Raw genomic sequence first — 13,433 nt, 5'->3', positions numbered from 1 at the left:
CGGCGACCTTTTCGGGTGGCGAGCAGCAGCGCATCAATATCGCCCGCGGATTTCTGCCGGAGCGACCGATCCTGCTGCTCGACGAGCCGACCGCCTCGCTCGACGCCGCCAATCGTACGCGGGTCGTCGAGCTGATCGGTGAGAAGAAGCGACGTGGAACAGCCGTCGTCGCGGTCGTCCACGACGAGGACGTCCGCCGAAAGATCGCCGACCGCGTCGTCGACGTCACAACCTTCACGAGCCCGAGTGAGACATGACCGAATCCGGCGACATCCTCCTGACCAATGCCCGCCTGGTGCTCGCCGATCACGTGATCGAGCACGGCTGGGTGGCCGCCGTCGACGGCAGGATCGTGGAGATCGGCGAGGGGGGGGCGCCGGGGCGCGGCGAGGATTGCGGGGGTGAGCTGGTGCTGCCTGGGCTGATCGAGCTGCACACCGACCACATCGAGGCGCACTACATGCCGCGCCCCTCCGTCACCTGGCCGCCGGCCGCGGCCGTGATCGCCTATGACGGGCAGATCGCGACCAGCGGCATCACCACGGTGCTCGACTCCTTGCGGATCTGGCGAGAGGAGGGCGTCGAGGAGGTTGACGGCGAGGCCGCGACTCTCGCCCGCGCCATCGGCGCGGCCCGCGACGCCGGGTTGCTGCGGGTCGACCACTTCCTTCATCTCCGGTGCGAGGTGCCCATGCCGCACGCGGTCGCCGAAGCCGAAGAGCTGATTCACCGGCCGGATGTGCGGTTGCTCTCCTTGATGGACCACACCCCGGGGCAGCGCCAGTTCCGGGACGAGGAGAAGCTGCGAACCTATTATCGCGGCAAGAAGACCGGTCTCAGCGACGCCGCGCTCGATGCTCTCTTTGCCCGTCGTGTCGAGCTCCAGGCGGCGCACGCCCAGTCCAACTACCGTGCGCTCGTTGCGCTCGCGCGTGAGCGCGATGTGCCGCTGGCGAGCCACGACGACACGACGCTCCAGCATGTCGAGGATGCGGTTCGCGACGAGATCGCCATCGCCGAGTTTCCGACCACGCCGGAAGCGGCCGAGGCCCTCCACGCAGCCGGCGTCCGGGTGCTGATGGGCGCGCCCAACCTCGTGCGCGGTGGCTCGCATTCGGGCAATGTCGCGACCTCCGATCTCGCACACGCCGGATTCCTCGACATCCTCTCGTCCGACTACGTGCCGTCCAGCCTTCTGTTCGCTGTGATGCGGCTGCCCGAAGTCGTTCCGTCGATCGATCTTCCGGCGGCGGTGCGGACCGCCACCCTGACGCCCGCCGAGGCCGTGGGCCTGTCGGATCGCGGCGAGATCGCCGTCGGCAAGCGCGCCGATCTCATCCGGGTTCGCTGGGTCGACGGTGTCTGCGCGGTGCGACGGGTCTGGAGCGCCGGCCTGCGGGTGGCGTGACGATGCTGCCCGCCTTGCTTGCGTTTCGCAGCCGCATCTTCCTGTCGGGAGGGAATGCGGTTGAATTCGGGCAGGAGCTTAGACGATCCTTAACGCCTGGCGTGAACTCTCGTCGGGCGAGGGTCTCATGTCGGCGTCTGCTCTTTTCATGTTCGTCGGGCTGGTCGGTGCCGTTCTCGGCATGCGCTATAGCGTTCTGAGCCTGGTGCCGGTGTTCATCCTGCTTGCGGCGGGGGTCGCGCTCGTCGGACTCGTTCGCCACGCGCCGGCTGCGGGCGTTCTCGCGGATGTCCTGGTGGTCGGACTCGTGCTGCAGGCCGGCTATCTCGCAGGAGTCGTCGCGAACCACCTGATGGTGTGCGCCCGCGCCCAGTCCTTGGCCTTGCCGCGGCGCACCCGGGCGGCGCCTGCTGTCGAACCCTGACCCGTCCGCTGGTTTGGCGCCGGATCCGGGTCGCACGCGACCTTGTCATGTGAAACAGGTCCGTCGCAGTATGCTTTGACATAGGGCGGGCCGCGGCCGGTCATGCCGCGGATGTTAACGATCGGCTTGGCACGTGGCGCTCGCATTCTTGGGCCTGGTTCTTCTCGTCAACGCATTGTTTACCCTGACGACGGTGCCGCTGCTCCAGGCCTCGTTGCTCGCCGCCGGCATCATCCTGGCAGCCGCCGCGGTGCGGTGGTCCGGTGATCCGGCACGGTGCGCCCGGGCGCTCGCGCCGATACTGGCGATCGCGGCAGCGCCCGTGACTGTCGCGATCACCGTGATCCTGCTGGCCCGCGCCGGCACCGTCGATCTGAGTTCGGACTGGGCGTGGCCGTCGCTCTGCCGATACGGGCTGGCCCTCGGGATCATTGTCGCGGCCTGCGGAGCCACTCTCGAGCGGCGACGGGCCGAGTGGGCGCTACGCGGTCTCACCGCGGCCGCCGGCATGATGGCGGTCGTGGTGATTGGTCACGACCTCGGCGGCGCGACGTTTCTCGGGGAACTGGGGCAGGGGCTTCGGGCCGGCTTCGACACGATCGTGGCGTTGGGTGTCGTGCTTTCGGCGGCGGTGTCGATGAACGCCCTGGAGCGGCGCGATCCGCGCTCGGCCGCCCTGTTGGCCCGCCGAGTCGAGCGGCTCGTTCCCGCTGTGCTGGCATTTGCGTCCTGCGCGTTTGCGATCGGCTATTTCCACGACGATGCGCTGCCGATGGCGACGGCCGCCGGACTCGGTCTATTCGGCCTGATCGTCGCGGTCCGCCGCATCGGTGTCGGAACCTGGCTCGGGCAGGGCGTGCTGGTGATCGGTGGCCTGGCGGTGACGCTCGTGGCCGTGTCGCTGTCGCTGAGCGGGGCCGTGTCCGCGCGCGTCGCGGTCGACCAGTCGGCTGAGCCGATCGGCTGGATTGGGCGTGCGGTCCTCGATTTCCTGCCGATCGCCGTCGCGGGGGTCCTGTTGCACGGTGCGCTTCGCCGCCGCCGCGACGCGTCGTTTGCCGCGGCGGCCGCGGCCTGCGTGCTGATCCTGATGATCAGAGCTCATCAGGACACGAGCCTGTTCGACCTCGGCCCGATGGCGTTCGCGGCCCTGGTGCTCGGCCTGGGCGTCGCTCAGCGCGACGGTCGTCCAGGGCGGGTGCCGGCCCGGGCGCCGGACGGGGGCGGGCCGAGCTAGAGCCGCAAGGCCCCGCCGGCTGCGCGATGCGAGCGCCGACCGCGCCCTACCGGGTCACGCCGACAAGCGGGAAATGGCAGTCCAGAACAGCGGGTTCACCGGGGATTGGGCCCGCAGCCAGCGATAACGTGGTGCCGTCAAAGGACGAATGTTCGCATTGAGGTTGTCGGCCACCACGTCGCCGTCCGTGGTCCGGATCACCAGGACCAGGTGGTGCTCGCCCGAGGCGACCACGACCTCGGCCAGAAGGAGATTGCGAGCGGCCCAGCCGCGACGGATCAGCTCGTGCCGCTTGGTCACGGCGTAGTCGTTGCAGTCGCCGGCACTCGGTCCGATGAGCCAGCGCTCATAGGCGACCCCCAGCGTGTTCGGCTCCGGCCGGATGGCCCTGTTCACCTCGGTGTTGACGCGGTTGAGCTCTGCCCAGCGCTCGGCCGTCAGCTTCGCCGGGCCGCCCCGGAACACCGTGCGGCGGACTTTGCATTGATCCCGATACTGCAGGCAGAAGCGGGCGTGCGCCATGGGCGCCGCGGCCGGGCCGTCGAACTGCAGCCGGACCACCTGTTGCTTCAGCGTCCGCGGCATTCCGAAGAACGCCGCCTCCGCCGCGAACCCCCAGAAGGTCGCTGCCAACGCAGCCGCTATCGCGACCGACCGATCTCCGAGTCCCATCACCGCCGCTCCATGTATTCCTGGCGGGGACGATGGTGGCCCGGAGTCGATTGCAGTCACGTTCGCCGCCGTCGCTCAACTTGAATAGAATTCGCTCGTACTGTTGAGTCTAAGTCGCGGCCCTGACTTAAGCATCGGTCAACCAAGACTCGGTGGCGACATTATGATAATATGATATACTTACGATACTAAAATCGATATTAGAGCCGACTTATGTTATAATTCGCGGGAAATGATGTGAAACGCCGACCGATATGACTTCGGCGGCGATGGATGTGCCGGGTCCGATTTGCCATCCGAGGCGAAGCACGCGCGACGCGCCGAACGCGAACGGACCCGGGATCTCGTGTGGCTCTTCGGGACGAGAAAAGAGGCGCCTCCGTCGGCCCCGCCGGGCTGCCGGATCCATGCGATCGGCGATGTTCACGGGCGCGACGACCTGCTTCGCGACGTGTTCGCGCGCATCGATGCGGATCTGCACGAGCATCGCACCGAGCACGCCGTCGAGATCCATCGCGGAGATTACGTCGACCATGGGCCGCGATCGCGCGACGTGCTCGACCTGCTGATCCGGCGCAACCGAACACGCGATGCCGTGTTCCTGAAGGGAAATCACGAGAGCATCGCGCTCGACTTCACGAGCGATCCCGCCGTGCTTCGGAGCTGGGGGCGATTCGGGGGGGGGCTGGAGACTCTGATCACCTACGGCTTACGGCCTTCCGTGAACCCGAGCGACCCGGAGCTCGCGGAGCTGTCGCAGCAATGGTGTCGGGCGTTGGACGGCACCACAGGGCTGTTCTGGACTCTCTGCTGCCCTGTTTCGATCTGGGCGACTTCTACTTCGTGCATGCGGGCGTTCGGCCCGGCATTTCGCTGACGCACCAGACGGAACAGGATCTGCTCTGGATTCGGGAGGAGTTCCTCGCTTCCGAAGAGCCGCACGAGAAGATCATCGTGCACGGGCACACGCCGGTGCGGGAACCGGAGTTCCACTCGAACCCGAACAACATCGACAGCGGTGCTTAGGCGACCGGTCGATTGAGCTGCCTGATGATCGAGGGCGAGGAGGTTCTTCTGATTTGACGACCGCTATCGGATCGTTCGCTCCGCCCGATGAGCTTCGGGTCTAGGCGCCGAGCGCCGACGGGGTGGCATCGTGGTCGTTTCGAAGGAATACGTGCCGCCATCGCGCTCAGAAAAGTCGGCGCGGGGTCGCTTTGCGGCTTTCACGCTTCGACCACATATGTTAATGTGATGGCGAATGAGGTGAGTCTTGCGAAGATCGGTCTCGCGGGTCGAGAGTCGCAATGTTAATTCCGCCTCTGCCGAGAGCCGGATCGGAATGATGGCTGCGCCCGCGTGTCTTTCGGAGGTCGTGAATGATCGGCGGCTCGGCAGGAGCCGGCGATCATTCCGATGGATATCACAAGCTGTCAGAGACGCGGCCGCGCGCCTTGCTTGTAGGCCGAGCGCTTCGGGTCCTTCAGCGGCATGCGATGGAGGTCACGTTCTCTCCCCCGACCGGCCGCTCCCCGTGCCCTCTGCCCGGAGGCTCAAAGCTCGGCCAAGTGCTTGCGGAGCTGTTCGATCTCGCGGCGCGTCTCGTTCGCGATTCGGACGAGTTCGGTGTTTTCCTTCTCCAGGACCGACACTGCACGAGCCTGTCGCCGCTCCCGCACGGCCCTCTCGAAGTCATGTACAGTGGCTTGCGAACGTCGGGGTACGAAGAGCATCCGGGCGCTTTTGAGAGAAACCACGCTTGTCCTCACCTTTGATCGGTCCGTAGTTTGATCGGTCTGTAGGCTCGCCGGGTGTTCTAGCAAATCTGCGGCCAAAATAATGTGACGAACATCACAGCGGCTAAAAATCAGCCGTCCTGCCTGTCGTTGTTGTAACCTGCTATGAACAAGAGCTGTTTCGGCCGCAGAATCCGCAACGTCCGCCCAGAGAAACTGATAATTCCGTCCTCGGCCCAATATTTGAGCTGACGGTTGACGGTCTCACGGGAAACTCCGGCGAGTGCCGCGATCAATCTCTGGCTGAAGTCGATCGGCAACACAGCACCCGGCTCGAGCGCCACTCCATCGTCTTCGAGGCGGGTCAGGATCCATCTCGCCAATCGCGCTTTCAGACTTTGAGAGGCGAGACTTTCCGCCAAGCCGGTTGCGTGACGAATGAACGCGACGAGCCGGTCGATGGCCTCCTGCATCGCGGCCGGATTCTCGAGAACCAGACGTTGAAACAGATTACGTTCGACGGTCAGAAATTCGCACGGGCTGATTGTGGTCGCGTCGTAGGACGCGAAATTGTTGGAAGCGATCCCGGTGAGGCCGACCAGCTCCCCCCGCCGCACGATGTTGAAGGCCGTCTCGCGGCCGTCCGGCGACGACGAATGCATCAGAACCTGGCCCTGGACCAGATAGTGCACGCGCTCGATCTGAAGACCACGACTCATGATGGACTCTTCCGCTTGCACGGAAAGTCGACGTCCGTGGAGAGTGAAGATGTCCAGGATGGCGCTGCTCGTCGACTGGTTGCTGGTTTCGGACACGGTCGTCGATCGAGGGTGAAGTTTTCATTACCATTATCATGAGATCAATATGATAGTCCTCGGGAATTCAGAAGCAACCGAGACCGATGCCTCGGGACGTCTTCGTTCACAGTTCCCGGATTTCACCGCGGCGTGCATGCCGAACGAGCCTCCGAGTGCGTGACGGGGCGCCTCGGAATGTGCCAGCAGTTGCGACCCGGCCGGAGGCCACGCCGGTGTGGCGGTGCCGGCGACGGTGCTGATCGCCTTCTGGTTGAAGGCATTAGAATAAGAACGCGCCGGCTGTAACGAAGGAGGACGGAGATGCGGCAAGCACGGGTCGGCGTACTCGTCCGAGCCGAACACGCCGGAGTTCAAGCGCCGACAGGGTTGGACGCTTCGTACGGAACTGCGGGGTCTCGGAGGTCTGCGCAAGACAACCGGCACGCCCGAACGCCTCGATCAGTGCCGAGGGGACGGCAGCAAGGCGACAGAGTAGAACACGGTTCGCCAAGGACAGATGTGAGCAGCGATCGAGACGAGACGCTGGTCAGCGCTCTCGCTGCAGCAGGCGAGGTGGCTTGCTTCGGGATAGAAATTATCGTCGGTCACACGCCTGGACTGTCCGCCGTGCAGGCTCGTTCTGTGACGTCGAAGAAAAATCGTCGAGAGTGTGATGTTCATCACAGCAGTCGACGGCTCTATCGACTACTCATTCGCCAGTCGGCATCGCAATGCTGCTCGGTCACACCCGACGAGAACGACGGGTTCCGGCATCTTGGCGGTCTTTCAGCTCTTCTTCGAGGCCGACCTTTTCGAGGAGGAGGTCGGTCACCAGACGTCTGAGGCGAAAGTTCTCTCTCTCGAGCTCGATCAAACGGTCGGAGCTTTCGGACGCTGGACTATCGTTACTGTGAGCGGGGGGAGAGCTGGACTGGCGTCTGCCATCGGCGGAGTCCTGGGCCCTACTGGAGGCGACCATCGGCGCGCGCATCTTGCGCCACCGATGATATGTCATGACACTGATGCCCAGAGCCTTCGAAATCGCCTGCTGATTCTTTCCCTTGGCGGCCAACTCGTCCGCCTGGGCCAGATTGTCGGCAATTTCCTCCGAGCCGTGACGCCTTCCGACCATCTTGTTCGTTCCCGGGACAGATCTCACGTTTCCCCGCTATGTTGCTTGTCTACACTGCTTTTCCAGAACAAACAAACCAGGTTTTTCATGACGCCTTGCGGCATGACGAGAACGTGAATTCCTTGAATCGCCATAAGATAGTGCCGCGAATTCTGGATGTTGCGACTTGATTCAGGTCAAATATTGAGGTTCCGAATCCCGAAAATTGTGGCGCAACTACGCACGGCTTGCGGCGGTTTAGTGGTAGACATCTGGTGAGTGTGCGAAGGCGACGCACTCAATACGCATTCGGACGTCTAAGTAGCTCGAAGATCGTCCTGAAGATGATTCGGCAGTCCAGAGCGATCGTCCAATTGTTGATGTACCATAAGTCCAGAGCGACGCGCTTCTCCATCAAGTGCAGCTGAGCGGTTTCGCCGCGATACCCGTGGACTTGTGCCCAGCCCGTCATGCCGGGCTTGACGTGGTGCCGGAACGCGTAATTCGCGATGATCTTGCCGTATTCGTCGTCGTGAGCGACCGCGTGCGGCCGTGGCCCGACGATCGACATCTCGCCGCGCAGCACGTTGAAAAGCTGAGGAAGCTCGTCGATGCTCGTCCGGCGGAGGAGGCGGCCCAGGCGGGTGACCCGCGGGTCGCGTCTGCGGGCCTGCGCGATCGACGTGCCGTCCTCCAGAACCGTCATCGTGCGGAACTTGAAGACGACGAACTCGCGTCCATTGAAGCCTTTGCGCCTTTGCCGGAAGATGATCGGGCCGGGCGAATCCGCCCGGACGGCTGCGGCGATGACGAGCATCAGCGGCGCGAGAATGACCGAGAAGGCGGTAGCGACACCGACATCCATGAGCCGCTTCGCCGCGCGTTCCAGGGCCGACAAGGGCGCCCGTTGGATCTCGACTGTGAACGACTGCCGCGCCGTCGCGTCGTCGTTGCCCAGAACTGCCGAAACCGCGCGATCCGGCAGCAATCGTACCGGAAGTGGAGACATACGCGAACTCTGCCGGACCAGATCGAGGCCATCCCCATCCGACCAGGGCATCGCCAGGAGAACCTCGTCGAGTGGAACCGCGCGGGACCGCTCGAAGGCGCGGTCGATTTCGGGATGTCTCGATGCGCTGATCGTGGGCGCGCCGGACCCGGCGGGCGTCGCCGACAGGGTCACACGCTCGATCTCTTCAGCACCGAACGATACCAGCAGGTCCCGGCGCGTGAGGCGGGCGAGCTCGTCGGGTGTGCCGATCAGCAGCGCGCGCCGGCCGCGGATCACCCCCCCGACGACCGCCGAATGCAGTCCCCGCGTCGCCGTGCGGCGCCACCCGATCAGCGAAACCCCACCGAGCAGGGCGAGGCCGAGAACAGAGCCTCGCGATACTTCCGCCCCGACCTTGAACAGGAACAGGACTACGGTCAGTGCCAGAACGGCGAAGCACCAGCTCGTGAGTACCCGGGTGTAGTCCCGATGACGCTGCAGTAAATGATGAAGACGATAGATTCCGAGATGATAGCCGCCCAGCGCGTATGTCACGCAGGCGACAAGGCCGAGCCCGGCGTACACCTCGATGTCTTGCGGGCTCCCGGTGAAGGCGAGCTGGTATGCCGCTCCCGCCGCCACGCCGGAGCCGACGATGATGGCCGAATCGACGAGAGCGAACAGTGTCGAGATGATCGAATACGGGAGGCCGCCGCGCGCCCGGTGTGGCGGAGCAACGGACTCGATCTCGCTTTCAAGGACGCTCGACACGTTATCGGCCGCAGGTGGCAATGTTGTGTTAATCATGCTATGTTGTGTCGACGTAACATTCTAGCGATAACACGGGCTGATCGTGGCGTCGACGCGTATGTCCGGCTGTGTGGCGGTTCGGCAACATGGGCGCTTCTGGACTCCGCAGACGTTTGGAACAGTCGGCCGTGGCACCACGGAATGGCGGCGCGCCGAGCCAGACGATCTGCAACGGGGCGCAACACGGCTGCTCGTCTCCTCTTGTCGGACTTCGCTCGCAAAGTTCCTGCCGCAGGCGGCGGCCTGACCATCTTCCGCCCTCGGGTTTTCAGCTCGCCTCGCCTCGCCTCGTCCGAGCCGTGCCGCGTGGGACAGCAGTGACGGCCGGCGACGGAGCGTATGTCGGCGTTCGACAAGTCCAACCTTATCATGCCGGCCGGAAGAGCACATATGACATGCCCTTGGTAACCTCAGAACAACCGCGGGTTCTTCCGCAACCGACCTCGTGGGGTGTCTCTGCGACTCCCGGCGGTGTGTACCGGGAACGCGAAGCGAAACCGTGTCGCGAGCGACGATTTCGGTTGCCGCGTTCGGCATGAGTAGTGTTGCTGCATCGCAACGTCCGGCTCCGAAACCTTGCCATCGCACGTTGAACAACAGATCCGTTATTGTACGAGCAGCAAGGTACGGTTATCACTCGGCGTGTTATGTGACGAGTACGGAACTTCGGGGCGGGACATGCGAATACCATCTCTGGTATCGAGGGCGGTGCTCTTGCTCTTGCTGACCGGCCTCGCGGGGTGCGGCTTCATCCCGATGTCCGGCCCCGCCAGCCTCGAGGTCCGGACGGAGACGAGTCCCACGCTGCCGTATGCGCTTGTGCGGCTCGACGCCCACGCCGTTCAGGTGCTGGAGAGCTACGAGCCCAACATTCTCGGCGGGGTCTTCACCGATCGTCGCCCTCCCAGCGGTATCAAGTTCGGGATCGGCGACGTCGTCAACGTGACGATCTTCGAAGCCGCTGCCGGCGGCCTCTTCATTCCGATCGAAGCGGGCGTACGCCCGGGCAATTACGTGACCCTGCCGTCCCAGACGGTCGACAACGACGGCAATATCACCGTTCCTTACGCCGGTATCATCAAGGCGGCGGGTCGGACGAACGTCCAGGTCCAGTCCGAGATCGTCGAAAGGATCAGAAACCGGGCGATCGAGCCGCAGGTCGTCGTGTCTCTGTCCGAGCAACGGACCTCGCTCGTCAGCGTCGTGGGCGACGTCAGGGCGCCCACGCGCTATCCGATGCCGGCAACGGGCGCACTCGATCGGATCACGGACGCATTGACTCGTGCGGGTGGCATCAGCGGAAACGGGTGGGAGACTTGGGTTCTGCTCGAGCGCGGCGGCAAGCGCGCCACTGTCCCGTTCGCAAATTTGGTGTACATGCCGGTCAACAACATCTACGTGCAGCCGGGCGACCGCATCTATGTCTATCGCGAGCCGATGAAGTTCCTGGCGTTCGGCGCCACCGGGCAGCAGGGCGAGTTCAACTTCGACGCCTGGAAGATCAATCTGGCTCAGGCCGTGGCGAAGGCGGGCGGGCTGTTCGACACGCAGGCCGATCCCGGTTCGATCTTCCTCTACCGCCGCGAGCCGCGGGAGGTGGCCGAGAAACTCGGGGTCGACTGCTCGAAGTTCACCAGCGGATTGATTCCGATCGTGTTCACGGTGAGCTTCCAGGATCCCGCCGGATACTTCCATGCGACCAAGGTGCAGATGCGCCCCTTCGACATCGTCTATGTCGCGAATGCCGCACAGGTCGATGCGACGAAGTTCCTGAACTTCCTCAACACGGCGATCGGAACCTCCGACAACGGTGTGAACCTGATCAACGACATCTACATCGCCCGCTACAACAGCCGGATCCATTCGGGTGTGACGGCGGCGGCCACCAGTGCGATCAGATAAGCGACAAGACCGCGGGTCGTCGCGTGGCGAGGTGCACCCGGATCCCGGGGCCGACACCTCGCCGCGAAGGCCGGCGATGGGCGACCAGGGCGCATTCTGGATCCTCGTCGCCGCCCTCACCCTCGCGCCGCTTCCCTTCGGATCCCGGGATCCCGTTACGGTGGCCGTCTGGTGCGGATGGCTCGGCCTGGGCGTGGCCTGGGCGCCGGTTCAGCGCTTCCGGCCGCCACATTATGGTGTGCTCGCGGGAGTTGCGTTGCTGCTTCTCGGCTATGCGGTCGTGCTTCACGAGCAGCTTTCGTCGCGGCCCTGGTTCTCTGATCTCGACAGGGCCTGGGCGGAGACGGCAGCGCTGCTGGGCAGTCCGGTGTCGCCCTATGCGGCTGCAGTGCGGTGGGAGCCGCTCTTCGCGCTCGGAACACCGCTCGCATGCGTTCTTGCGCTCGTCCTGGCGCTCTCGGTCGGAGCGGATCGTCGGGATGCCCGCAGGCTCCTGCGCGCGACGGCATGGGCCGGGGTGGCGTATGCGGCTTATGGAATCGTAGCGCTCGCACTGTTCCCCGGTTCGATCCTCTGGCGTGAGAAGACGTTCTATGTCGGCAACCTGACGGGGACCTTCGTCAACCGGAACACTGCTGCGACGTATTTCGGGTCCTGCACCCTGTTGTGGTTCCTCTTCCTTCTCGAGGATGTCAGGCGCCGGTGGGCTGATCGGCCACGTGGATGGCATGACGCTTTGTTCGCCGGCATTTGGGGCGAGACAGGAGCGAGAAGGCCCGTTCCGACGTCACTCTGGGCGACTGCACTGTGCCTCGTTGCAACGCTCTTGACGGCCTCGCGCGCTGGTTCGGTTCTGACACTTCTGACGCTCGTGCTCGCGACGGTGGTGTTCTTCCGCCGCCGGTTCTGCGGGGTCGGCCGAGCCACGCTGGTCACGGTCGCTGCGTTGCTTTGTGCGGTTGTGGTGCTGCAGTCGCTCGGCGGCGGCGTCGGTGCCCGATTCGAGGCGCATGGGCTCTCCGACGAGGGGCGTCTTTCAGCGTGGCGATCGACTCTGCGGATGATCGCGGATCATCCTTGGATCGGGCGCGGTCTTGGCGCCTTCACGTATGTCTTTCCGGGGTATCGCGACATCGAGCTGTCGCCGTGGGGCATCTGGAACGCCGCTCACAGCACGCCCTTGGAGATCGCATCGGAGGTCGGCGTGCCGCTCGCGACAGCCGTCGCTCTCGGCTGGATCGGCGGCGTGGCTGTCCTCGCCCGAGGCAGCCTGGTCCGCCGTCGTGATCGCATGCTTCCTCTCGCCGGGTTGTGTGTCGGTGTGCTCGCTGGCCTGCACACGTCGATCGACTTCTCGCTCCAGGTGCCGGGATGCGCCATCGTCGTCTTCGGTGTCTTCGGTGTGGGGCTCGCTCAGGCATTCGCGGAGCGGGACCGCGCGGATGATGCGCGAGGCATCGTACGGCCGGAGGTGACCGGCACGCCCGTTTCGTCGAGCGAGGCGGCGACCCGGCCCGCATACTCGCGATCGGCGTCCGTCCCACTATGATACTTGTTGCGAAAACCTTGTGCGATACTAACCGTAACAGGGCGTATCGTGAGTGGGATTTCATTTGCCACTCGCACGCCTTATGATAGCGTCTCTTCGATAGTCGAAGGGAACTTCTGATGTTAAACGGCAGGCTCACCAAGTGTCTCGCGACCGCAGCGCTTCTCGCGACGTCCGGCGCCGCGAATGCGGCATGTTACGATGCGCGTCAGCAGTTGCCCGCACAGGCCGTCGGCGGATTTCTGGGCAATCCGGGCCAGTTGCTCACCCAGCATCCGGACGGCGGCGCCCAGCTGATCTCCCAGGTCCGGGATCTCGTCGCGTCCGACCCCGCGGCCCTGTCTCCGGTCATGACATTGCTCGGCAGCGCCAACGGTAACCAGCAATCGGCCATCGGATCGGGCCTCGGCCAAGCCTATCGGATATGTCTCCGGCCGGATCAGGCCTTTGCGACCCAGATCCAGCTCGCCGTCGCCGGCTCGAACAGCACCCCGGCCAAGGATGCGTATGCGATGATCAATCCCGACACTGCGATCGGGGCGGCCGGAGGAACCGGCGGCGGCTCGGGCATCGGAGGCGCGACCGGCGGCGGGTCGGGCTCGACCGTGATCGGTTCGGCAGGGCAGCCGCTGGCCAGCAATGCGACGAGCAATCCCGCGTCCAATCTGCTGACCGGCATGACCCTGAACGGGGCCGGGGGATTGTCGCAGTCGACCACGACTGTCAGCGGGCAGTAGGATCCGACGGTCGCTGCCCCCCGTGATGGCCGAGGGGCTTCAGCGTAGCGGCGTGGGCC

At 64.5% G+C, this 13,433-nt stretch carries 13 protein-coding genes; 9 read left to right on the top strand and 4 right to left on the bottom strand.

Annotated elements, in window-relative coordinates; all coding sequences use genetic code 11:
* The 4 genes from CH341_RS20160 to CH341_RS20145 form a co-directional block, all read left to right on the top strand.
* Positions 1 to 257: ATP-binding cassette domain-containing protein (locus tag CH341_RS20160; RefSeq protein ID WP_146604553.1), on the top strand; the 257-nt coding region annotated here is incomplete at its 5' end.
* The gene (locus tag CH341_RS20155; protein WP_111420774.1) at positions 254 to 1,408 is read left to right on the top strand and encodes an alpha-D-ribose 1-methylphosphonate 5-triphosphate diphosphatase; all 1,155 of its coding nucleotides are present in this window, start codon (positions 254 to 256) and stop codon (positions 1,406 to 1,408) included. The genes CH341_RS20160 and CH341_RS20155, both read left to right, overlap by 4 nt.
* A gap of 127 nt (positions 1,409 to 1,535) precedes the next feature.
* On the top strand, positions 1,536 to 1,832 hold the full coding sequence (locus CH341_RS20150) for a hypothetical protein (RefSeq protein WP_111420773.1): 297 nt from the start codon (positions 1,536 to 1,538) through the stop codon (positions 1,830 to 1,832).
* 133 nt (positions 1,833 to 1,965) lie between these two features.
* Entirely contained in the window at positions 1,966 to 3,069 is a 1,104-nt protein-coding gene (locus CH341_RS20145; RefSeq protein ID WP_111420772.1) for a hypothetical protein, read from the top strand.
* 54 nt (positions 3,070 to 3,123) lie between these two features.
* On the opposite strand, the gene CH341_RS20140 is transcribed toward CH341_RS20145, so the two are convergent.
* Positions 3,124 to 3,654, bottom strand: coding sequence for a transglutaminase-like cysteine peptidase (locus CH341_RS20140; protein WP_245431156.1), 531 nt, complete (start codon positions 3,652 to 3,654; stop codon positions 3,124 to 3,126).
* A gap of 433 nt (positions 3,655 to 4,087) precedes the next feature.
* Here CH341_RS20140 and CH341_RS35980 point away from each other — a divergent pair, with 433 nt between their 5' ends.
* Together CH341_RS35980 and CH341_RS35975 are read left to right on the top strand one after the other, a co-directional pair.
* A complete protein-coding gene (locus CH341_RS35980) occupies positions 4,088 to 4,618 on the top strand; it encodes a metallophosphoesterase (RefSeq protein WP_342635025.1) in 531 nt (176 codons plus the stop codon).
* Positions 4,504 to 4,767 (top strand): metallophosphoesterase family protein, encoded by a 264-nt coding sequence (locus CH341_RS35975; RefSeq protein ID WP_245431158.1) that lies wholly within the window; start codon positions 4,504 to 4,506, stop codon positions 4,765 to 4,767. The genes CH341_RS35980 and CH341_RS35975 overlap by 115 nt, the downstream gene beginning before the upstream one ends.
* An 841-nt stretch (positions 4,768 to 5,608) precedes the next feature.
* Here the strand turns inward: CH341_RS35975 and CH341_RS20130 are convergent.
* From CH341_RS20130 to CH341_RS20120, 3 genes are all read right to left on the bottom strand, one after another.
* On the bottom strand, positions 5,609 to 6,292 hold the full coding sequence (locus CH341_RS20130; RefSeq protein WP_111420770.1) for a Crp/Fnr family transcriptional regulator: 684 nt from the start codon (positions 6,290 to 6,292) through the stop codon (positions 5,609 to 5,611).
* A gap of 724 nt (positions 6,293 to 7,016) precedes the next feature.
* Positions 7,017 to 7,406 carry a helix-turn-helix domain-containing protein gene (locus CH341_RS20125; protein WP_111420769.1) on the bottom strand — a complete coding sequence of 130 codons (390 nt, stop codon included), beginning with the start codon at positions 7,404 to 7,406 and terminating at the stop codon, positions 7,017 to 7,019.
* A gap of 277 nt (positions 7,407 to 7,683) precedes the next feature.
* Positions 7,684 to 9,183 (bottom strand): undecaprenyl-phosphate glucose phosphotransferase, encoded by a 1,500-nt coding sequence (locus CH341_RS20120; RefSeq protein WP_111420768.1) that lies wholly within the window; start codon positions 9,181 to 9,183, stop codon positions 7,684 to 7,686.
* A gap of 711 nt (positions 9,184 to 9,894) precedes the next feature.
* Here CH341_RS20120 and CH341_RS20115 point away from each other — a divergent pair.
* From CH341_RS20115 to CH341_RS20105, 3 genes are all read left to right on the top strand, one after another.
* The gene (locus tag CH341_RS20115; protein ID WP_425376199.1) at positions 9,895 to 11,088 is read left to right on the top strand and encodes a polysaccharide biosynthesis/export family protein; all 1,194 of its coding nucleotides are present in this window, start codon (positions 9,895 to 9,897) and stop codon (positions 11,086 to 11,088) included.
* Positions 11,089 to 11,164: 76 nt separating this feature from the next.
* Positions 11,165 to 12,637: an O-antigen ligase family protein gene (locus tag CH341_RS20110; RefSeq protein ID WP_111420767.1), complete on the top strand. Its 1,473-nt coding sequence runs from the start codon at positions 11,165 to 11,167 to the stop codon at positions 12,635 to 12,637.
* Positions 12,638 to 12,756: 119 nt separating this feature from the next.
* A complete protein-coding gene (locus CH341_RS20105) occupies positions 12,757 to 13,374 on the top strand; it encodes a hypothetical protein (RefSeq protein ID WP_146604552.1) in 618 nt (205 codons plus the stop codon).
* The last annotated feature ends 59 nt before the right edge of the window (positions 13,375 to 13,433 follow it).

The organism is Rhodoplanes roseus (assembly GCF_003258865.1).
Taxonomy (GTDB): domain Bacteria; phylum Pseudomonadota; class Alphaproteobacteria; order Rhizobiales; family Xanthobacteraceae; genus Rhodoplanes; species Rhodoplanes roseus.
Note: the sequence above shows the minus strand (reverse complement) of the source record. Positions and strands in the feature narration are given on the sequence as shown.